The following is a 19,697-nucleotide window of genomic DNA, read 5'->3' on the forward strand; positions in this document are numbered from 1 at the left end:
ATTCGCCCACTTCGTGGTCTATCTCACTGCTATGGATTTATGTCATCAGGCCATTCACCGGCCGTTTGGGAGAACCTTGTTCGTATGATTCGCACGCTGCCCGCCCTTTTTGCCCTGCTGTTCACTGCGCCCTTGATGGCCGCGCCCGCGGGGCAACAGACATTGTTCAACTTCGTCCGGCCTGCCGATGTGGTCAAGGTGGCGACCCAGGACGCCAGCCTGCCGCAATACAACGCCGAACAAACCCCGGAAGGCGAGGTGTTGCGTCGCATCACCTTCAATCCGGCCGCCGAGCCGAGCCTGGTGCTCAGCCCACAGACCGGTGCCTGGGACTGGTCGCAGTCCGGCGCCATGAGCCTGCGTATCCAGAGCGCCATGGACTGGGCGCTGACCCTCTATGTCAAGGTGCAGAGCAGCGATGGCAAGACCCTGGTCAGCCGCATCGACCTGCCGGCCGGACCGGCCCAGACCTTGCTGGTACCGCTGCAAGCCAACTCGCCCTTGAGCCAGGGCATGAAGGCCGGCCCGCCGATGCCGATCACCGTGGACGGCCAGCGTGTGTTGCTGGCCAGCAGCGCTGGCGAAATCGACCGCAGCCAAGTGGTCTCGGTGACCCTGTCGATGATCAAGCCCAACGCCGCGCAAAGCATTCTGCTGGAACGCTTTGGTGTGCAGGACAGCGAGCCGGTGCTGAAGGCGGCCTATAGCGAACTGGTAGATGCTTATGGCCAGTCCACCCGCGCGCGCTGGCCGGAAAAGGTCAGCAGCGACGAACAACTCAAGGCGGCCGCCGCAAAGGAGCAAACCCAACTGCAGGGTTGGCTGGCCGCGCGTGATAAATCCGCATTGGACAAGTTCGGCGGCTGGAACAAAGGGCCGGCGTTCAAGGCCAGTGGCTTTTTCCGTACCGAAAAGCGCGACGGTCGCTGGTACCTGGTGACCCCGGAAGGCCATCCGTTCTATTCCCTGGGCGTCAATACCGTGGCCCCGGACAACAGCCAGACCTACGTGGCCGGTCGTGAGTGGATGTTTGCGGCGCTGCCAAAGGCCGGCGAACCCTTCGACAAGTATTACGGCAGCGGCGATAACCGCACCGGCAATGGTGCGGGTGAAGGTCGTGGCTTTGGTGCCGGACGTTGGTACGATTTCTACGGCGCCAACCTGCAGCGCACTTATGGCGGCGAAGGGTTTGACCAGAAACGCTGGTTGACCCACACCCTTGATCGCCTGCAAGCCTGGGGTTTCAATACCGTCGGCAACTGGAGCGACGGCGCGTTGGCCAGTGCCGACCGTGTACCGTACACCTTGCCGTTGTCGATCGTCGGCGACTACGCCAGCATCAGCACCGGCACCGACTGGTGGGGCGGCATGCCCGATCCGTTCGATCCGCGTTTCGCCATGGCGACCGAGCGCGCGGTGGCTATCGCCGCCCGCGACCACCGCGACGATCCCTGGCTGATCGGCTTCTTTGCCGATAACGAACTGGCCTGGGCCGGCCCCGGCGATGATCCGAAATCCCGCTACGCCCTGGCCTACGGCACCTTGCGCATGACCACCGACGTGCCGGCCAAGCGCGCGTTCCTCAAGCAATTGCGTGACAAGTACCGCAACGAGCAAGGCCTGTCGAAAGCCTGGGGCATCGAGTTGGCGGGGTGGGAGCTGATGGAAGACCCAGGCTTCGAGCCGCCGATGCCCAACCCTGAGCACCCGGAAATCGAAGCTGACTTCAAATACTTCCAGAAGACCTTTGCCGATGCCTACTTCAAGACCATCTCCGACTCGCTGAAATGGCACGCCCCCAACCAACTGCTGCTGGGCGGGCGTTATGCGGTGAGTACGCCGGAGGCCGTGGCGTCGTGTGCGCAGTATTGCGATGTGCTGAGCTTCAACATGTACACGCTCAAACCCCAGGATGGCTATGACTTTGCCGCGCTTCGTGCACTGGACAAACCGGTGTTGATCACTGAATTCAACTTCGGCTCTGCGGACCGTGGCCCGTTCTGGGGCGGCGTGACCCAGTTGGCCAGGGAAGAAGAGCGTAGCGCGGCATATGCCAACTTCCTCAAACAAGCCATGGCCGAGCCGTCAATTGTCGGCGTGCATTGGTTCCAGTACCTGGATCAGCCAGTGACCGGCCGGTTGCTGGACGGTGAAAACGGCCACTTCGGCCTGGTGGGCATCACTGACGTACCGTTCCAGGGTTTTGTCGACAGTGTGCGCAGAAGCAACCTGGCGGCGGTGGATCAACTGGGTAAGGAAGCGGAAAAGGCCAAGGCCGCCAGCACGGTTCATGAAAGCGAAGGCAGCAATCCAGGGCGTGATGGCAAAGGCCCGGGGCAGGGCGCCGGACACGCCGGTGGGCATTCGGGAAATGGTCATTGATTCATCGTTGATGGGTTCACAAACTCCATAATGGCTGGAACAATGTCGGCCACTTTTTACGGTGTTTTCCGAGGGGGCTTAGGTGCAGGTTCAGGGTCATTACGAGCTCCGGTTCGAAGCGGTGCGTGAAGCGTTTGCCGCGTTATTCGATGACCCGCAGGAGCGTGGCGCCGGGCTCTGCATCCAGATCGGCGGCGAAACCGTCGTTGACCTGTGGGCCGGTACCGCCGACAAGGACGGTACCGAGGCCTGGCACAGCGACACCATCGTCAACCTGTTTTCCTGCACCAAGACCTTCACCGCCGTCACGGCCCTGCAACTGGTGGCCGAGGGCAAGTTGCAATTGGACGCGCCAGTGGCCAAGTACTGGCCTGAGTTTGCCGCCGCCGGCAAGGAAAGCATCACCCTGCGCCAGTTGCTCTGCCACCAGGCCGGGTTGCCGGCAATCCGCGAGATGCTGCCCGCCGAAGCCTTGTATGACTGGCAATTGATGGTCGATACCCTGGCCGCCGAAGCCCCGTGGTGGACGCCGGGCCAGGGTCATGGCTACGAGGCGATCACCTACGGTTGGCTGGTCGGCGAATTGCTGCGCCGCGCCGATGGGCGTGGGCCGGGTGAGTCCATTGTGGCGCGGGTGGCCCGGCCGCTGGGGCTGGACTTCCACGTGGGCCTGGCCGACGAAGAGTTTTATCGTGTTGCACATATTGCGCGCAGCAAAGGCAATATGGGCGATGAAGCCGCTCAACGTTTACTGCAAGTAATGATGCGCGAGCCTACTGCCTTGACGACGCGGGCATTTGCCAATCCACCGTCTATTCTCACCAGTACTAATAAACCTGAATGGCGACGCATGCAGCAGCCGGCGGCAAATGGTCACGGTAATGCGCGTAGCCTGGCCGGTTTTTATAGTGGTTTGTTGGACGGTAGTTTGTTGGAAGCCGACATGCTCGAAGAATTGACCCGTGAACACAGTATCGGGCCGGATAAAACATTATTGACACAAACCCGCTTCGGGCTGGGCTGCATGTTGGATCAACCACAGTTGCCCAATGCTACGTTTGGCCTTGGCGCCCGTGCGTTCGGGCATCCAGGCGCCGGTGGTTCGGTGGGTTTTGCCGACCCTGAGCATGATGTAGCGTTTGGTTTCGTGACTAATACATTGGGGCCTTATGTACTTATGGACCCACGGGCACAGAAGTTGGTCAGAATATTGGCCGGTTGTCTGTAAACCCCTTGCTGTTTCACATTTTTTTGTTACAAAGGCAACTATAAGAAGACGCTGAACGAAATGATGTAACTTTAATGTTCTGTAAGCGTCTGTTTAACGGGTCATCGAGACCCCCGTTTCTTTTCTCATTTTGTGGATATCTCATGTTATCGAACAAGTCCTTGGCACTGGCGCTTTGCCTCACTATTACCGGTTGCGCACAAACTCCACAAAATGATGCCGAGGGCGGGCATTGGTGGTCATTTGGGTCGGATAAGGCCACTACCAAGGACGCAGTGACCCAAACCGACGCCAAGCCGGATGCCAAACCCGCTGCAGGCGCCAAGCCTGCCGCACCTGTAGCCGCAGCTGCTGCGCCTGTTGCCGCCGCGCCAGCGCCGGCCGCCAAGGCTGACACCGGTTCGAGCTGGTGGCCGTTCTCCTCCAAGAGCGCTGACGAGAAGGCCGCTGATGCCAAGGCTGACCTGAAAGCCGACCTCAAGGCCGCGACCCCGGCTCCAGACGCCGCGCCTGCCGTCGCCAAGACCGACAGCGAAACCCACTGGTGGTGGCCGTTCGAAAGCAAACCCAAGCCATTGGCCAAGGTCGACGTGACCAATGTGCCGATGCCTGACCCGAAAGTCACCCAGGCCTGGTTGGACGACTATGAGCCGCGCCTGCGCGCCGCCATCAAGGACAGCAACCTGCAACTGGAACGTCGCGACAACGTGCTCGTCGTGATTGCTCCGGTAGACGGCTCCTACAACCCGAAACGCCCGGCGATGCTGCTGCCGGTTACCCTGGGTCCGTTCACTCGCGTCGCCAAGGCGGTTGAATCCGATCCCAAAACCGCCGTGCTGGTCCTGGGACACGTGGATGCCACTGGTACCGCGCCTGCCAGCCAGGCGTTGACCAGGGAACGCGCGCAGTCCATTGCCTCGATCTTCAGCCTCAGTGGCTTGAAACAGGACCGCCTGATGCTGCGTGGCATGGGTGACCTGATGCCGCGTGCCGCCAACGACAGCACACAGGGCCGTGCCTTGAACCGTCGCATGGAAATCATGTTCACCCAGCGCACGACCATGCTGGCGCTGTTGAGCAAGTATCAGTCGGGCAAGACTCCGCCTGTAGCCGAAATGGTTGCGGTGCAGAACGTTCCAGCCCCGGCCCCGGCCGCCAAGGCCCCGGCTAAAAAGGCACCCGCCGCTAAAAAAGCGGCTGCCAAGCCAGCGGCTAAAAAAGCCCCGGCCAAGCCAGCTGCCAAGAAACCGGCCCCGGCCAAAGCCAAGGCGGCTACACCGGCTGCGAACGACCAGGCGAAAAACTGATCCGCTGAACCACGAGGATAAAGCCGCATGACTCAGGCACTGGCCGATATGCGCCGTGACTACACACGGGACGGTTTGAGCGAGGCCCAGGCCCCGAACGAGCCGTTTGCGTTGTTCCACCAGTGGTTTGCCGATGCGGTGAAAACCGAGCAGCCACCGGTGGAAGCCAATGCCATGACCCTGGCTACGGTCGACCAGGACGGTCGCCCGCACTGCCGCATCCTGCTGCTCAAGGGCCTGGATGCGCAGGGCTTTACCTTCTTCACCAACTATCAGAGTGCCAAGGGTGAACAGCTCGCGGCGCGGCCGTTTGCGGCCATGACGTTCTTCTGGCCGACCCTGGAACGCCAGGTGCGCATTGAAGGGCGGGTGGTCAAGGTCACGCCTGAGGAGTCCGACGCTTATTATCAGGTCCGCCCCCTGGGCAGTCGTTTAGGCGCCTGGGCCTCTCCGCAGAGCCAGGTCATTCGCGACCGTGAAGAACTCCAGGACCTGCTCAAGGCCACCGAACAGCGTTTCAGCGATACCCAGCCCGATTGCCCCGAGCATTGGGGAGGCTATCGCCTGTTGCCGGAGCGTATCGAGTTCTGGCAAGGCCGCGCCAGCCGCCTGCATGATCGCCTGAACTACCGCCTGCAAGGGACCGAATGGTCCCGCGAGCGCCTGGCGCCCTGAGCGGCACCTTTCGTCATCCCACTGGAATGATGTCGATCACACCGAAGTCTCTGTTGAAGAGGTTTCGGCTGTGTAGTGCTGTGCGGCGTTCTTCAGCCACTGCGGCAAGTCGCCTCGCTTGATCTTCGACGCCCGAGCCTGCTCCAGTTGTTGCAACATATAGGCGCGCTTGTGCAGGTCTTCGCCCGCCAGGGAGAGTGCCAGGTCGCGGTCTATCCAGCGTTTGATACGCAGGTACAACCAGCCATGGAAGTACAGGCCGGCGACGGTAATGACTACAATGATGAAATAGTCCATGAAGTTCCTGGTTACGATGAGAGTGGTACCGTTGGTCGGTATCTCTGGTATGAGGTGTCTGTACTGAGGCTGAATGAAAGCAATTTTCTGCCTGGCTTGCCGTGACAGGCGTCAAGCCGCAGCGTTTAATGAATACCTGTCCTTTGGAGTTGATGCTATGCGTAAGTCCGTTTTACTGGTTGCCTGCTTTACCACCCTGTCGCTTCTGCTGGGCGGCTGCGCTTCGAGTCTGACCGGCGACTCGTACTCCCGTGACGAAGCGCGTCGTGTACAGACCGTGCGCATGGGTACCATCGAATCCCTGCGCCCGGTGAAAATCGAAGGCACCAAGACCCCAATCGGCGGCGCTGCGGGTGCGGTCATCGGTGGTGTTGGCGGCAGCGCCATCGGCGGTGGCCGTGGCAGTATCGTGACTGCTGTGATCGGCGCCGTTGCCGGCGGCCTGTTGGGCTCGGCCACCGAAGAAGGCCTGACCCGCACCCAGGGCGTGGAAATCACCGTTCGCGAAGACGACGGCAGCATGCGCGCCTACGTACAAGCCGTGCAGGAAAATGAAATCTTCCGCATCGGTGATCGCGTACGCATCATGACCGTTGATGGCACCAGCCGCGTTACTCGCTGACCGGTAAGCCGCAGGCAAAAGAAAAACCCCAACCGGGTGACCGGTTGGGGTTTTTTATGGGCTGCGTTTGAGTCGGCTCAGGCTTTTTTGCGACTCGCCAGCGCCGTCACCGCGTAACCAATACACGCCGCGAGTATTGACCCGGTCAGGATCCCCATTCGATCCTCCCCGGCAAACTCACTGGCACCCGGCACAAACGCCAGGGAGCCGACAAACAGGCTCATGGTGAAGCCGATGCCGCACAGGATTGCCACGCCGAAGACCTGGCCCCAGTTGGCGCCGCCCGGCAGTGCTGCGAGGCCGGTCTTGATGGCCAGCCAGGTGAAGCCGAACACACCGACGGTCTTGCCGATCAATAGGCCAGTGGCAATGCCCATGGGCACGTGGTGGGTGAAGCTTTCCAGGCTGACCCCGGTGAGTGAAACGCCGGCGTTGGCAAAGGCGAACAGCGGCAGGATGCCGTAGGCCACCCACGGGTGCAGGGCGTGTTCCAGCGTGAGCAGCGGCGAGGGTTCAGCATTTTTGGTGCGCATCGGGATGCAGAACGCCAGGGTCACGCCGGCCAGGGTGGCGTGTACGCCGCTCTTGAGTACGCACACCCACAGGATCAGGCCGATGATCAGGTAGGGCCCGAGCTTGATCACGCCCAGGCGGTTCATTGCAATCAAGGCAATCAAGCAGGCACCGGCACCCGCCAGTGCCGCGCCGGACAGATCGGCAGAATAGAACACTGCAATAACAATGATCGCGCCAAGGTCGTCGATGATGGCCAGGGTCATCAGGAACAGCTTCAAGGACACCGGCACCCGCTTGCCCAGCAGTGCCAGGACGCCCAGTGCGAAGGCGATGTCGGTGGCCATCGGGATTGCCCAGCCGGAGAGGGCGGCGGGGTAGTCCTTGTTGATGGCCCAGTAGATCAGCGCCGGCACCACCATACCGCCGATGGCGGCTGCGCCGGGTAGCACCACTTGCGAAGGCTTGGACAGGTGACCGTCAAGCAGCTCGCGCTTGACCTCCAGGCCGATCAGCAGAAAGAACAGGGCCATCAGGCCATCGTTGATCCACAGCAGCGCGGGCTTGGCGATTTGCAGCGCGCCGATCTGGGCTACCACCGGCACGTCGAGAAATGCGCCATACAGGTGCGACAACGGAGAGTTGTTGATGATCAGCGCCAAGGCGGCAGCGGCGATCAACAACAGGCCGCTGGCGGCTTCCAGCTGGAAAAAACGGGTGAAAGTGCTACGCAGAGGCAAGGGATGCTCTCCAATCCAGGTTCAACAGGTGGGTACCCTAACCCGTACCGTTAGTTGTTAAAACAAAAGTTATATTCTTATTTGTTATAAGAGATGCGCTAGGGTGGCGTAGCGTCAAAGCCTAGCAATTGTGTGTCCAATTGAGTCGTCACTGTATCTGTGCGCAGTGTTGGAAACATCCTAAGCTTGGTGCTGAAATCCTTAGAGATCTCCCTCATGAGCGACCACCGTCCCTGGGCCCGCGAAGCCATTCGCATCATTGAAGCGGACTTCCAGCGCAGTGCTGACACCCATCTGATTCCGTTACCGCTACCGGGCCTGCCGGGCATCGAGTTGTACTTCAAGGATGAATCCAGCCACCCCACCGGCAGCCTGAAACATCGGCTGGCCCGTTCGCTGTTCCTGTACGCGCTGTGCAATGGCTGGCTCAAGCCGGGCGCACCGGTAATTGAAGCCTCCAGCGGCTCGACGGCGATTTCCGAAGCGTACTTTGCCCGGCTGCTCGGGGTGCCGTTCATTGCGGTGATGCCCGCCACGACATCCCAGGAAAAGATCGCGCAGATTGCGTTCTACGGCGGCAAGAGCCATCTGGTACAGGATCCCACGCAGATCTACGCCGAGTCCGAACGCTTGGCGCAGGAAAGCGGCGGTCATTTCATGGATCAGTTCACTTATGCCGAGCGTGCCACCGACTGGCGGGCGAACAACAACATCGCCGAGTCGATCTTCCAGCAGATGCGCTTTGAGCAGCACCCGGAACCGAGCTGGTTGATTTCCAGCCCCGGTACCGGCGGCACCACCGCGACGCTGGGCCGTTATGTGCGTTATCGCCAGCACTGCACCCGCGTGTTGTGTGCCGATGCCGAGCGCTCGGTGTTTTTCGATTTCTACCGGAGCGGCGACGCCAGCCTGCGCCTGGACTGCGGTTCGCGTATCGAAGGCATTGGCCGGCCACGGGTCGAGGCGTCGTTTCTACCCAACGTGATTGATGCGATGGTCAAGGTGCCGGATGCGCTGTCGCTGGCGGCCATGCATTACCTGGCTGAACGCCTGGGGCGGCGAGTCGGCGGTTCCAGCGGGACCAACCTGATTGGCGCATTGGTGGCGGCGCAGCAGATGAAAGCGGCGGGGCAGTCAGGTTCGATCGTGGCGATCTTGTGTGATGGGGGCGAGCGGTATGCAACGACCTATTACGATCAGGCGTGGTTGGCGGGGCAGGGCTATGCGCTCGAGGGGTTGATCACGGCCGTTGCGGCCAGCGTGGAGCAGGGCGAGCCATTGCCAGCCGACATCCTGCGCGCGAATATCTGATACAACGCAAAACCAATGTGGGAGGGGGCTTGCCCCCTCCACATTTAATTTGCGCTGTTCTCAGGCCTCGATGCCGAGCATATCCCGCGCCAACGCCTCGGCAATCCGAATCCCGTCAACACCGGCCGACAGAATCCCGCCCGCATAGCCAGCGCCTTCACCGGCCGGGAACAGGCCTTTCACGTTCAAGCTCTGCATCGATTCGTCACGGGTAATCCGCAGCGGCGACGAGGTGCGCGTCTCGATACCGGTCAACACGGCATCGTGCAGCGAGTAGCCCTTGATCTGCTTCTCGAACGCCGGCAGTGCTTCGCGGATCGCTTCGATGGCGAAGTCTGGCAAGGCCAGGGCCAGGTCCCCCAGGGCCACACCTGGCTTGTAGGACGGTTCCACACTGCCGATGGCCGTGGACGGCTTACCGGCGATAAAGTCGCCGACCAACTGTGCCGGGGCCTCGTAGTTGCTGCCGCCGAGGATGTAGGCGTGGGACTCCAGGCGCTCCTGCAACTCGATACCCGCCAGCGGGCCGCCTGGGTAATCCACTTCCGGCGTGATGCCGACCACGATGCCGGAGTTGGCATTGCGCTCGTTACGCGAGTACTGGCTCATGCCGTTGGTCACCACACGGTTCGGCTCGGAGGTCGCGGCCACCACGGTGCCACCCGGGCACATGCAGAAGCTGTAGACCGAACGGCCGTTCTTGGCGTGGTGCACCAGCTTGTAGTCGGCGGCGCCCAGCTTTGGGTGCCCGGCATATTTGCCCAGGCGCGCGGCGTCGATCAGCGATTGCGGGTGTTCGATCCGGAAACCCACCGAGAACGGTTTGGCTTCCATGTATACACCACGGCCGTGGAGCATGCGGAAGGTGTCGCGGGCGCTGTGGCCGAGGGCCAGGATCACATGCTTGGAGAGGATCTGCTCACCACCGTCGATGACCACGCCATTCAACTGGCCGTCTTCGATCAGCACGTCGGTCACCCGTTGCTCGAAGCGCACTTCACCGCCCAGGGCGATGATCTGCTCGCGCATGTTTTCCACCACGCCGGTCAGGCGGAAGGTGCCGATGTGCGGCTTGCTGACGTAGAGGATTTCTTCCGGCGCGCCGGCCTTGACGAACTCGTGCAGGACTTTGCGGCCGTGGAATTTCGGGTCCTTGATCTGGCTGTAGAGCTTGCCGTCGGAGAAGGTCCCGGCGCCGCCTTCACCGAACTGCACGTTGGACTCGGGGTTGAGCACGCTTTTGCGCCACAGGCCCCAGGTGTCCTTGGTGCGCTGGCGTACTTCCTTGCCGCGTTCGAGGATGATCGGCTTGAAGCCCATCTGTGCCAGCAACAGCCCGGCGAAGATACCGCACGGGCCAAAACCGACGACCACAGGCCGTTCGACCAAGCCTTCCGGGGCCTGGCCCACTACCTTGTAGCTGACGTCCGGCGCCGGGTTGACGTTGCGGTCATCGGCAAACTTGAGCAGCAGGGCGGCCTCACCCTTCACGTTAAGGTCGATGGTGTAGATGAAGCACAGCTCCGACGACTTCTTGCGCGCGTCGTAGCTGCGTTTGAACAGGGTGAAATCGAGCAGGTCATCACTGGCGATGCCCAGGCGCTGCACGATGGCAGGCCGCAGGTCTTCTTCGGGATGGTCGATGGGCAGCTTGAGTTCGGTGATTCGTAACATGACAGGATCCGGTAGGCGGCGGACAAAGAGGCCGGCTGTTTTGCAAACCGGCGATTATAAGCCTCAATGGCGGTTTTCCGTCAGGTTAAAACAGCGCAGCGCTGAATCAGTCGTCCCGAGAACCACCAAACGCCGCGCAACCGCGCTGTACCTGACCGTTGACGCGCAATTCCGCAGTCATGTGTTGCAGGCTGCCGCTGACGCTGTCGATGCAGCGTTGCGGCGCTACCCACAGTTCGATGTGCTGGTTGTTGGCTTCGGTCATCAGGTTGAAGCGGCCGTCGCCGATTTGCTCTTCGACATAAGGCACCGCCAGTGGCGGCTGGCCTTCACGCTCCAGCACCATGCCCTTGGCGGTGACGTTCATGGCCCAGGCCGGCTTGTGGCCGTTGGCCCGCAGGGTCATGCGCTTGAAGTCCGGGTCGGTGCAGGCAGAGGTCGAGCGCTCTACGCGGTAGAGCTGTTGCAGGTCGACGCTGCCTTGGGTGCCGCTGGCGACGCCAGAGAACTTGCCACGCAAGTCGGCAAACAGTGCTCCTTGCTGGCCGGCCAGGGAGGCGGCTTCCTGCAGGATGCTGGTGCCGCTGGTGTCGTTGACGACATAGTTGCGTTTATCGTCGCACGGCTGGAACAGCAGTTTGCCACCCACCGCCGTGAGTTCACCCTGCATACGGGTCAGCCCGACGGTAGACGGTTTGGCCGGCTCGTTTTCGAACATCTGGCACGCGGCGAACAAAGGAAGCAAGGCAAACAGGGCGAGGGTACGGGCGGCACGCATTATCGGGTCTCCAGACAAGTGCCGCCACGTTACGCAGGCTGGCGCTGCATCACAACCCCGTCCGCCAGCTTCAGGCATTTCTTACCGACTTCACATTCAGCCGACGGTAAAGGTTTGACCGGTCTGTAAGCCCTCCACACTTTTGGCGTAGGCCAATGCCACGTCGGCGCCAGCAGCCGGCTTGTAGCCACGGAAGTACGGCGCGTAGCTGCCCATGGCTTCCAGCAGGACCGTGGGGCTTACGGAGTTGATGCGTAAACCTCGTGGCAGTTCGATCGCAGTGGCTTTGACGAACGCATCCAGCGCGCCATTGACCAGCGCAGCCGAAGCGCCAGTACGGATCGGGTCACGGTTGAGAATGCCACTGGTGAAGGTGAACGATGCGCCGTCATTGGCATACTCGCGGCCGATCAACAGCAGGTTGACCTGCCCCATCAACTTGTCACGCAAGCCCAGCTCAAAATCGCTTTCGCTCATATCCCCCAGCGCCACGAAATTCACGTTGCCTGCAGCGCAGACGAGTGCGTCGAATTTGCCGGTCTGCTCGAACAGTTTGCGGATCGAGGAGCTGTCGCTGATATCCACCTGGAAGTCGCCGCTGCTGCGGCCAATGCTGATCACCTCATGACGCTGGGCCAGTTCGGCCTTGACTGCCGAGCCGATGGTGCCGCCGGCGCCAATCAATAGGATTTTCATGGTGCTGTTCCTCTGGGTTTATCAGGAACTGTAGGAGCGGGCTTGCCCGCGAAAAACGCAAAAGCGCCGCTGTGTACCAGGCTGACCGCGTTATCGTTGACGATTTTCGCGAGCAAGCTCCTTCTCCTACAGTAGGGGTAGGCATCAAGTCTAGGGTGGCTTTTCAAGTAGATAAACGTGCTAATAGGCAACCTTTGGTTTTCAAATGGAAACAGTCCATGAGCGAGATGGATGATCTGGCAGCCTTCGCCGTATTGATCGAAGCCGGCAGTTTTACCGTGGCGGCGGAGCAACTGGGTTGCAGCAAGGGCCAGTTGTCCAAGCGCATCAGCCACTTGGAAGCGCAGTTCTGTGTGGTCTTGTTGCACCGCACCACACGCAGGCTCAGCCTGACCGCCGCCGGTGCGGCGTTGTTGCCCCAGGCGCAAGCGCTGGTGGTGCAGGTGGATCGCGCCCGTCAGGCATTGGCGCGTCTCAAGGACGATTTGACCGGGCCTGTGCGTATGACGGTTCCGGTTTCATTAGGGGAAACCTTCTTCGATGGTTTGTTGCTGGAGTTTTCCAAGCACTATCCCCAGGTGCAGATCGAGCTGGAGCTCAACAACAGCTACCGAGATCTGGCGCGAGACGGCTTTGACTTGGGGGTGCGTTCGGGGGCGATTGAAAACGAGCGTCTGGTGGCCAAGCCGCTGCTGGCCTGGCACGAGATGACCTGTGCCAGTCCCGCTTATCTGGAGCAGCACGGCGAACCACTGACCCCTGGGGATCTTGCGGCGCACACCTGTTTACTCAACAGCCACTACAGCGGCCGCGAGGAATGGCTGTATCACCAGCAGCACGAGTTGTTGCGGGTGAGGGTGGGCGGCACCTTTGCCTCCAACCATTACAACCTGCTGAAGAAGGCTGCCCTGGTGGGGGCCGGGATCGCCCGCTTGCCGTCCTACGTACTGCCGACGGAATTGGCTGACGGTCGATTGCGTTGGCTCCTGCGCGATTACCAGACGCGGAGTATGCCGATGTACCTGGTCCATCCTTATCAAGGCGGCCTGCCGAGGCGTACCCAAGTATTGGCCGACTACCTGGTGGACTGGTTCAAGCGCGGCGGCGAGGCACTGGATCGGCTTTAACGGTAGCGGCGCGCAATCAGGTGGTCGATGGACAGGCTGCCCGGCCCTTTGGCGACCAACAGCAACAGCAGCGCAATCCAAGTGCCGTGGGTAGGGTAGGCGTCCGGGTACACGAACAACTGAATGACCAGGGTCATGCCGATCAAGGCCAGGGCCGAGAAGCGCGTGGCCAGGCCCACCAGGATCAGCACCGGGAAGAAGTGCTCGGCAAACGCCGCCATGTACGCGGCCACTTCGGGCGACAGCAACGGCACATGGTATTCACTGCGAAACAGCGGCAATGTCGAGGCGGCGAGTCTGGGGATACCAAGTTCGAACGTGCCGTTGATCAGGTCAATGGCAATGCCTTCGACCTTGGTTTGCCCGGATTTCCAGAACACTGCCGCAATGGAGAAGCGCGCAATAAACGCGAGCAGGCTGTACGGGATTTTCTCGAAAAGTGCGATGGCCTGTTTGATCAGGCACGAATCGGAAGTGCTCATGGCGATACCTGTTGTTCTGGGAGCAGATGAGTGAGGGCGTTGTGGTTGATCAGCAGCGTGAGGCATTGGTGCAGGTCGAACTCGGCGCTGGCCTCGAGGGCATTTGCGACGGCCATTTCCAGCGCCGAGCCGCGTTTCAGGCTATTGATAAAGGCGACCGAGCCGCCGTCGATGGCGAAGACCTTGACATTCAACCCTTGGCGCAACACCAGCGCGCCTTGGGCATGCCAGGGATCCAGGGTGGCCAGGGCGCCCTCGGTCTGGTGTGCCGCCCATACCGCAACCACTGCGTAGGCGGAGTTCAATGTGCCAACGGACGGGTGCAGTTGCAGATGCAGCGCCCCCAGCGTCGCTTGGACTTTCAGTTGCTGCAGTACGGTTTGCGGATCTACCAAGGTTGTATCCGCTGCGTGATAAGCGCGAACCCGCAAGCGTTCCAATCGGGCCACATCGGCCAGGTAAGGCACGCTGGCGGCCGGTTCAAACCCCTGGATAAAGTCGGCGAATGTGCTGCCGTACTCGCTGATCAGCGGGCTGGCAGGCGGGTATGCCTGTACGAAAATGCCAGCCATGGCGCGGAAAAAATCATCGCCTACCAATCGCGCCGTTACGGGATAAGCCGTTGCCAACGCCTTGATCAACGAACTGTGAACATTGTTGCGATACACCGCAAAACGACTGGCCGGATCGGCCCCGTTGCTGCTGAACAGGCCGTGGGGGCAAGGCTGGTCGGGCGCCAGCAAGGCGCTGGCAAAGGCGTCGTGAAGGCTCATGGGTGGACCTGCGATAAATACCGTTCAGCGTGTTGGGCCTCCGCGTACAACGCACTGAAGGCCGGCACTTGGTTGTCGCGCTCGATCAGTGTTGCGACCGGGCCCATCAGCGCGAGCACGTGTTCGTATAGCAGCCACACTGCGTTATCGATGGGCGCGCCGTGGTCATCGATCAGCAGGCGATCGCCCAGGCTGTCGGTGTCTTCGGCGAAGCCGGCCAGATGAATCTCACCCACGGCGCGCAACGGTAAGGCGTTGATGTAGACCAGAGGGTCGCGCTGGTGGTTGATGCATGACACGTAGACGTTGTTCACGTCCAACAGCAGGCCGCAGCCGGTGCGGCGGATGATCTCGCCGATGAAGTCGGTCTCGTCCAGGGTGGAGCGTTGGAACTGCAGGTAGGTCGATGGGTTCTCCAGCAGCATCGGCCGCTTGAGAGCGCACTGTACCTGGTCGACGTGCTCGCATACCCGACTCAAGGTGGCGGCGTCATAAGCCAGGGGCAGCAGGTCGTTGAGAAACGCCGGGCCGTGGCTGGACCAGGCCAGGTGTTCGGAAAATGAGTGGGGTTGGTAGCGTTCGATCAGTACGGCCAAGCGCCCCAGGTGCTCACGGTTGAGCGGGCCTTCGCCACCGATGGACAGGCCCACGCCGTGCAACGACAGGGGGTAACGTTCGCGAATCAACCCCAGGTAGTGATGAAACGGGCCGCCGGCCACCATGTAGTTTTCGGCGTGCACTTCAAAAAAACCGATGTCGGGGGAAGTATCGAGCACTTCCTGGAAGTGCTCGTGCTTCAGCCCCAGCCCAGCCCGACAGGGGAGGCCGGGCACCTGAACCGGTGAGACTGTGGGCAGGCGTGAAAGCGTCATCATCCGTACTCAGGCGAGGCAGGGTTTCAGGACTTGGCGGTGAAGGCGGCTTCCTGGCCGAAACCGGTCGGCGAGGTGGAGCTTGGGGTTTGGGTGCAGGTGCCGGCCGGGACAAGTTTCCAGGCGTTGGCCTGATCCTTGGTCTTCGAGGTGCCGGCGCAGGACGTGCCGGCACCGGCGGCGCAATCGTTCTTGCCGGCTTCAGCGACGCCGAAGCACTTCTGCATGTCGTCGGCAGCGTGGGCGCTGGTGGTCAGGGCGGAGAGGCTCAAGGCCGAACTCAGGGCGAGGACGAGGGAAGCGGCGGACAGTTTGGTCGTCATGGTGGATCTCCAGCAGTAGGTTGAGGAGCGGGCTTGAATGCCTGCTTGCACCACTAGAGGCGGGAGGAGGATGTTCGTTACAAGGCCAGACTAAATAATTTCAAACAATGCAAAAAAATGTGGGAGGGAGCTTGCTCCCGATGGCAGGGTGTCAGGCACAGAGCATGTGACTGATGTACCGCCATCGGGGGCAAGCCCCCTCCCACATTGAGATCCGGTTCGTGCCGCAACCGGGTGTTAACCGCCCAAGTACGCCTCACGTACCTTCGGGTCGGTCAGCAACTGCTCGCCAGTGCCCTGCATCACCACCCGGCCGTTTTCCAGCACGTAGGCGCGGTCGGCGATTTTCAACGCCTGGTTGGCGTTCTGCTCCACGAGGAACACCGTTACACCGTCCTTGCGCAGCTGTTCGATGATGTCGAAGATCTGCTGGATGATGATCGGTGCCAGGCCCAGGGACGGTTCGTCCAACAGCAACAGCTTGGGCTTGCTCATCAGCGCCCTGCCGATGGCGAGCATTTGCTGCTCGCCGCCGGACATGGTGCCGCCGCGCTGGCTGAAGCGCTCCTTGAGACGAGGGAACAGGTGCAGCACCTTGTCCATCTGCTCCTGGTAGTCGCCCTTGTCGGTGAAGAACCCGCCCATGGCCAGGTTTTCCTCCACGGTCAGGCGTGAGAACACCCGGCGGCCTTCCGGCACCACGGCAATGCTCTTGCGCATGATGTGCGATGACTGCTGGCCCACCAGCTCTTCACCCATGTAGCGGATGCTGCCGCTGTGGGCCTGCGGCGAGCCGCACAAGGTCATCAGCAAGGTCGACTTGCCGGCGCCGTTGGCGCCGATCAGCGTGACGATCTCACCCTGGCGCACTTCCACGTTGACGTTGTGCAAGGCCTGGATCTTGCCGTAGAAAGTGGAAACGTTTTCGAATTGCAGCATTTTACGCTTCCCCCAGATAGGCTTTGATCACTTCAGGATTGCCGCGGATCTGCTCCGGCGTCCCGTCCGCCAGCGGCGTGCCCTGGTTGATCACCACGATATGGTCGGAAATGCTCATGACCAGTTTCATGTCGTGTTCGATCAACAGCACCGTGGCGTTGTTTTCCTCACGCAACACGCCGATCAGCGCCTTGAGGTCTTCGGTTTCCTTGGGGTTCAGGCCGGCGGCCGGTTCGTCGAGCATCAGGATCCGCGGGCGGGTCATCATGCAGCGGGCGATTTCCAGGCGACGTTGCTGACCATAGGCCAGGGTGCCGGCGGGGCGGTTGGCGAACTCGGTGAGGTTGACCTTGTCCAGCCAGTACTCCGCATATTCCATGGCCTCGCGCTCGCTCTTGCGAAACGCCGGGGTCTTGAACAGGCCTGCAAAGAAGTTGGTGTTCAGGTGACGATGCTGGGCGATCAGCAGGTTCTCGACCGCCGTCATGTCCTTGAACAACCGCACGTTCTGGAAGGTCCGCACCACGCCCTTGCGAGCGATTTCGTGACCGGCCAGGCCCTGGATCGGCTGGCCGTCCAGCAGGATGCTGCCACCGCTCGGTTTGTAGAAACCGGTGAGGCAGTTGAACACCGTGGTCTTGCCGGCGCCGTTGGGGCCGATCAGTGCAACCACCTGTTTCTCTTTCACGGTCAGGGCCACGCCGTTGACCGCCAGCAAACCGCCGAAGCGCATGCTCAAGTTTTCGACTTTCAGGATCTCGCGGCTCATTTGCGCAGCTCCATGTGTGGACGTTGCATGGGCAGCAGGCCTTGAGGTCGCCAGATCATCATCAGCACCATCATGGCGCCGAACATCAACATGCGGTATTCGCTGAACTCACGCATCATTTCCGGCAGCAGGATCATCACGATCGCCGCCAGGATCACGCCCAGTTGCGAGCCCATGCCGCCCAATACCACGATGGCGAGGATGATCGCCGACTCGATAAAGGTGAACGACTCCGGGGTCACCAGGCCTTGGCGAGCGGCGAAGAAGCTGCCGGCAAAACCGGCGAACGCGGCACCCAGGGTAAAGGCCGAGAGCTTGATGATGGTCGGGTTCAGGCCCAGGGCACGGCAGGCGATTTCATCTTCGCGCAACGCTTCCCAGGCACGGCCGATGGGCATGCGCAGCAAGCGGTTGATCACGAACAGTGCCGCCAGTGCCAGCAACAGCGCCACCAGGTACAGGAACACCACTTTGCTCACCGGGTTGTAGGCAATCCCGAAGTACTCGTGGAAGGTCTGCATGCCTTCGGCAGCGGTGCGGTCGAACGACAGTCCGAAGAAGGTCGGCTTGGGAATGCTGCTGATGCCGTTGGGGCCACCGGTGATGTCGGTCAGGTTGCGCAGGAACAGACGAATGATTTCTCCGAAGCCCAGGGTCACGATGGCCAGGTAGTCACCGCGCAGGCGCAACACCGGGAAGCCCAGCAGGAAGCCGAACGTGGCCGCCGCCATGCCGGCCAGCGGCAGGCAGATCCAGAAGCTCCAGCCCAGGTAGTGCGAGAGCAGCGCATAGGTGTAGGCACCCACGGCGTAGAAGCCCACATAACCCAGGTCGAGCAGGCCGGCGAGGCCCACCACGATGTTCAGGCCCAGGCCCAGCAACACGTAGATCAGGATCAGGGTGGCGATGTCGACCGCACCGCGCGAGCCGAAGAACGGCCAGATCAGCGCGGCCACGATCAGGCCGATGATGATGTAGCGCTGGGTGCGCGGCAGGGTCAGGAATTGGCTGACCTTGGGCGAGACCAACGGGCCACGGTTGCGCTTGAACAGAGCGCCGACCTGCTGGGTGAACAGCACGCGCAGGAACATCAGCACCGAACACAGGGCGATGATGGTCAGGGTCACGGGACCGGTGCCATGCACTTCCAGGTTGATGCCGACAATGCTCAGCTTGAGGCCGAGTACCGGGAAGGCCACTGCCCACACCAGCAAGGCGCTGAAAAACGCCGATTTAAGATATCTGCTCATACTTTCTCAACCTCCGGACGGCCCAGGATGCCGGTCGGACGGAACAACAGCACCAGGACCAACAGGCCGAACGCCACGACGTCCTTGTATTGGTCGCCGAAAATATCGGCACCAAACGCCTCGGCCACCCCCAGCACCAGACCGCCGAGCATCGCGCCCGGAATACTGCCGATGCCGCCCAATACCGCTGCGGTAAAGGCCTTGAGGCCTACCAGGAAACCGGCGTTGGGGTTGATCACGCCGTACTGCATGCTCAGCAGTACCGCCGCGACGGCTGCCAGTGCGGCACCGATCACGAAGGTCAGGGCGATGATGTTGTTGGTGTTGATGCCCAACAGGTTGGCCATCTTGATGTCTTCGGCGCAGGCCCGGCAGGCGCGCCCCAGACGGGAGCGGGAGATGAACAGCGTCAGGCCCAGCATGGCCACCAGGGTGACGACGAAGACCAGGATCTGCATGTAGGAAATCAGCACTTCTTCCGCACCGCCCGGACCGAAGGAGAAGCTCCCCGGGATCAGGTTGGGGATGGATTTATCCTTGGAGTCCTGGGACAGCAATACGGTGTTCTGCAGGAAAATCGACATGCCGATGGCGGAAATCAGCGGGATCAAACGGTTGCTGCCACGCAAGGGACGGTAGGCAACGCGCTCGATACTGTAGCCATAAGCACTGGTTACGACGATCGACGCAAGGAACGCGGCGGTCATCAACAGCGGCAGGGAGTGGATACCCATCATGGCCAGCCCGGCAAGGGCGATGAAGGCCACGTAGGAACCAATCATGTATACCTCGCCATGGGCGAAGTTAATCATTCCAATGATGCCGTAAACCATTGTGTAGCCAATGGCTATCAAGGCATAGGTGCTGCCAATGGTCAGGCCATTAACCAGCTGTTGGAAAAAATGATAGATCTCAGGCATTACAGCGCTCCTAAAAACC

At 61.1% G+C, this 19,697-nt stretch carries 20 protein-coding genes; 7 read left to right on the forward strand and 13 right to left on the reverse strand.

What is annotated here, in order from left to right:
- Positions 1-84 precede the first annotated feature (84 nt).
- From FBY10_RS03695 to pdxH, 4 genes are all read left to right on the forward strand, one after another.
- A complete protein-coding gene (locus FBY10_RS03695; protein WP_145334992.1) occupies positions 85-2,382 on the forward strand; it encodes a beta-galactosidase in 2,298 nt (765 codons plus the stop codon).
- 82 nt (positions 2,383-2,464) lie between these two features.
- A complete protein-coding gene (locus FBY10_RS03700; protein ID WP_131697212.1) occupies positions 2,465-3,610 on the forward strand; it encodes a serine hydrolase domain-containing protein in 1,146 nt (381 codons plus the stop codon).
- A 143-nt stretch (positions 3,611-3,753) separates the two neighbouring features.
- Positions 3,754-4,917, forward strand: a complete 1,164-nt coding sequence (locus tag FBY10_RS03705; protein ID WP_145334990.1) for an OmpA family protein — start codon at positions 3,754-3,756, stop codon at positions 4,915-4,917.
- Between the two features lie 27 nt (positions 4,918-4,944).
- Positions 4,945-5,592, forward strand: coding sequence for a pyridoxamine 5'-phosphate oxidase (gene pdxH / locus FBY10_RS03710; RefSeq protein WP_145334988.1), 648 nt, complete (start codon positions 4,945-4,947; stop codon positions 5,590-5,592).
- A gap of 36 nt (positions 5,593-5,628) precedes the next feature.
- On the opposite strand, the gene FBY10_RS03715 is transcribed toward pdxH, so the two are convergent.
- A complete protein-coding gene (locus FBY10_RS03715; RefSeq protein ID WP_131697209.1) occupies positions 5,629-5,889 on the reverse strand; it encodes a hypothetical protein in 261 nt (86 codons plus the stop codon).
- A 157-nt stretch (positions 5,890-6,046) separates the two neighbouring features.
- On the opposite strand from FBY10_RS03715, the gene FBY10_RS03720 reads away from it, so the two are divergent.
- Positions 6,047-6,511 (forward strand): glycine zipper 2TM domain-containing protein, encoded by a 465-nt coding sequence (locus FBY10_RS03720; protein WP_003189251.1) that lies wholly within the window; start codon positions 6,047-6,049, stop codon positions 6,509-6,511.
- Between the two features lie 77 nt (positions 6,512-6,588).
- Here the strand turns inward: FBY10_RS03720 and nhaA are convergent, their stop codons facing one another.
- Positions 6,589-7,764, reverse strand: a complete 1,176-nt coding sequence (nhaA, locus tag FBY10_RS03725) for a Na+/H+ antiporter NhaA (RefSeq protein ID WP_145334986.1) — start codon at positions 7,762-7,764, stop codon at positions 6,589-6,591.
- 216 nt (positions 7,765-7,980) lie between these two features.
- On the opposite strand from nhaA, the gene FBY10_RS03730 reads away from it, so the two are divergent.
- A complete protein-coding gene (locus FBY10_RS03730) occupies positions 7,981-9,075 on the forward strand; it encodes a PLP-dependent cysteine synthase family protein (protein WP_131697207.1) in 1,095 nt (364 codons plus the stop codon).
- A 60-nt stretch (positions 9,076-9,135) separates the two neighbouring features.
- Here FBY10_RS03730 and FBY10_RS03735 read toward each other — a convergent pair whose 3' ends face one another.
- The 3 genes from FBY10_RS03735 to FBY10_RS03745 all read right to left on the reverse strand — a co-directional run bounded on the left by FBY10_RS03735 (position 9,136) and on the right by FBY10_RS03745 (position 12,223).
- Entirely contained in the window at positions 9,136-10,749 is a 1,614-nt protein-coding gene (locus FBY10_RS03735; protein WP_092487710.1) for an NAD(P)/FAD-dependent oxidoreductase, read from the reverse strand.
- 106 nt (positions 10,750-10,855) lie between these two features.
- Complete coding sequence (locus FBY10_RS03740) at positions 10,856-11,527, reverse strand: COG3650 family protein (RefSeq protein ID WP_145334984.1); 672 nt, start codon at positions 11,525-11,527, stop codon at positions 10,856-10,858.
- A 96-nt stretch (positions 11,528-11,623) separates the two neighbouring features.
- A complete protein-coding gene (locus FBY10_RS03745; RefSeq protein WP_131697204.1) occupies positions 11,624-12,223 on the reverse strand; it encodes a short chain dehydrogenase in 600 nt (199 codons plus the stop codon).
- Between the two features lie 218 nt (positions 12,224-12,441).
- On the opposite strand from FBY10_RS03745, the gene FBY10_RS03750 reads away from it, so the two are divergent.
- Positions 12,442-13,350, forward strand: coding sequence for a LysR family transcriptional regulator (locus FBY10_RS03750; protein WP_131697203.1), 909 nt, complete (start codon positions 12,442-12,444; stop codon positions 13,348-13,350).
- Here FBY10_RS03750 and FBY10_RS03755 read toward each other — a convergent pair.
- From FBY10_RS03755 to livH, 8 genes are all read right to left on the reverse strand, one after another.
- The gene (locus FBY10_RS03755; protein WP_131697202.1) at positions 13,347-13,832 is read right to left on the reverse strand and encodes a DoxX family protein; all 486 of its coding nucleotides are present in this window, start codon (positions 13,830-13,832) and stop codon (positions 13,347-13,349) included. The genes FBY10_RS03750 and FBY10_RS03755 overlap by 4 nt on opposite strands.
- Entirely contained in the window at positions 13,829-14,605 is a 777-nt protein-coding gene (locus tag FBY10_RS03760) for a DNA-binding domain-containing protein (protein WP_131697201.1), read from the reverse strand. Before FBY10_RS03760 ends, FBY10_RS03755 begins: the two co-directional genes overlap by 4 nt.
- Positions 14,602-15,480 (reverse strand): DUF692 domain-containing protein, encoded by an 879-nt coding sequence (locus tag FBY10_RS03765; protein WP_131697200.1) that lies wholly within the window; start codon positions 15,478-15,480, stop codon positions 14,602-14,604. The genes FBY10_RS03760 and FBY10_RS03765 overlap by 4 nt, the downstream gene beginning before the upstream one ends.
- A 23-nt stretch (positions 15,481-15,503) precedes the next feature.
- On the reverse strand, positions 15,504-15,800 hold the full coding sequence (locus FBY10_RS03770) for a DUF2282 domain-containing protein (RefSeq protein ID WP_092356485.1): 297 nt from the start codon (positions 15,798-15,800) through the stop codon (positions 15,504-15,506).
- A 237-nt stretch (positions 15,801-16,037) separates the two neighbouring features.
- The gene (locus FBY10_RS03775; protein ID WP_131697199.1) at positions 16,038-16,739 is read right to left on the reverse strand and encodes an ABC transporter ATP-binding protein; all 702 of its coding nucleotides are present in this window, start codon (positions 16,737-16,739) and stop codon (positions 16,038-16,040) included.
- Position 16,740: 1 nt separating this feature from the next.
- A complete protein-coding gene (livG, locus tag FBY10_RS03780; protein WP_131697198.1) occupies positions 16,741-17,508 on the reverse strand; it encodes a high-affinity branched-chain amino acid ABC transporter ATP-binding protein LivG in 768 nt (255 codons plus the stop codon).
- The gene (locus tag FBY10_RS03785) at positions 17,505-18,758 is read right to left on the reverse strand and encodes a high-affinity branched-chain amino acid ABC transporter permease LivM (protein WP_131697197.1); all 1,254 of its coding nucleotides are present in this window, start codon (positions 18,756-18,758) and stop codon (positions 17,505-17,507) included. Before FBY10_RS03785 ends, livG begins: the two co-directional genes overlap by 4 nt.
- Positions 18,755-19,678, reverse strand: a complete 924-nt coding sequence (livH, locus tag FBY10_RS03790; RefSeq protein WP_003172375.1) for a high-affinity branched-chain amino acid ABC transporter permease LivH — start codon at positions 19,676-19,678, stop codon at positions 18,755-18,757. Before livH ends, FBY10_RS03785 begins: the two co-directional genes overlap by 4 nt.
- Between the last annotated feature and the right edge of the window lie 19 nt (positions 19,679-19,697).

The organism is Pseudomonas sp. SJZ103, assembly GCF_007828335.1.
Classification (GTDB): domain Bacteria; phylum Pseudomonadota; class Gammaproteobacteria; order Pseudomonadales; family Pseudomonadaceae; genus Aquipseudomonas.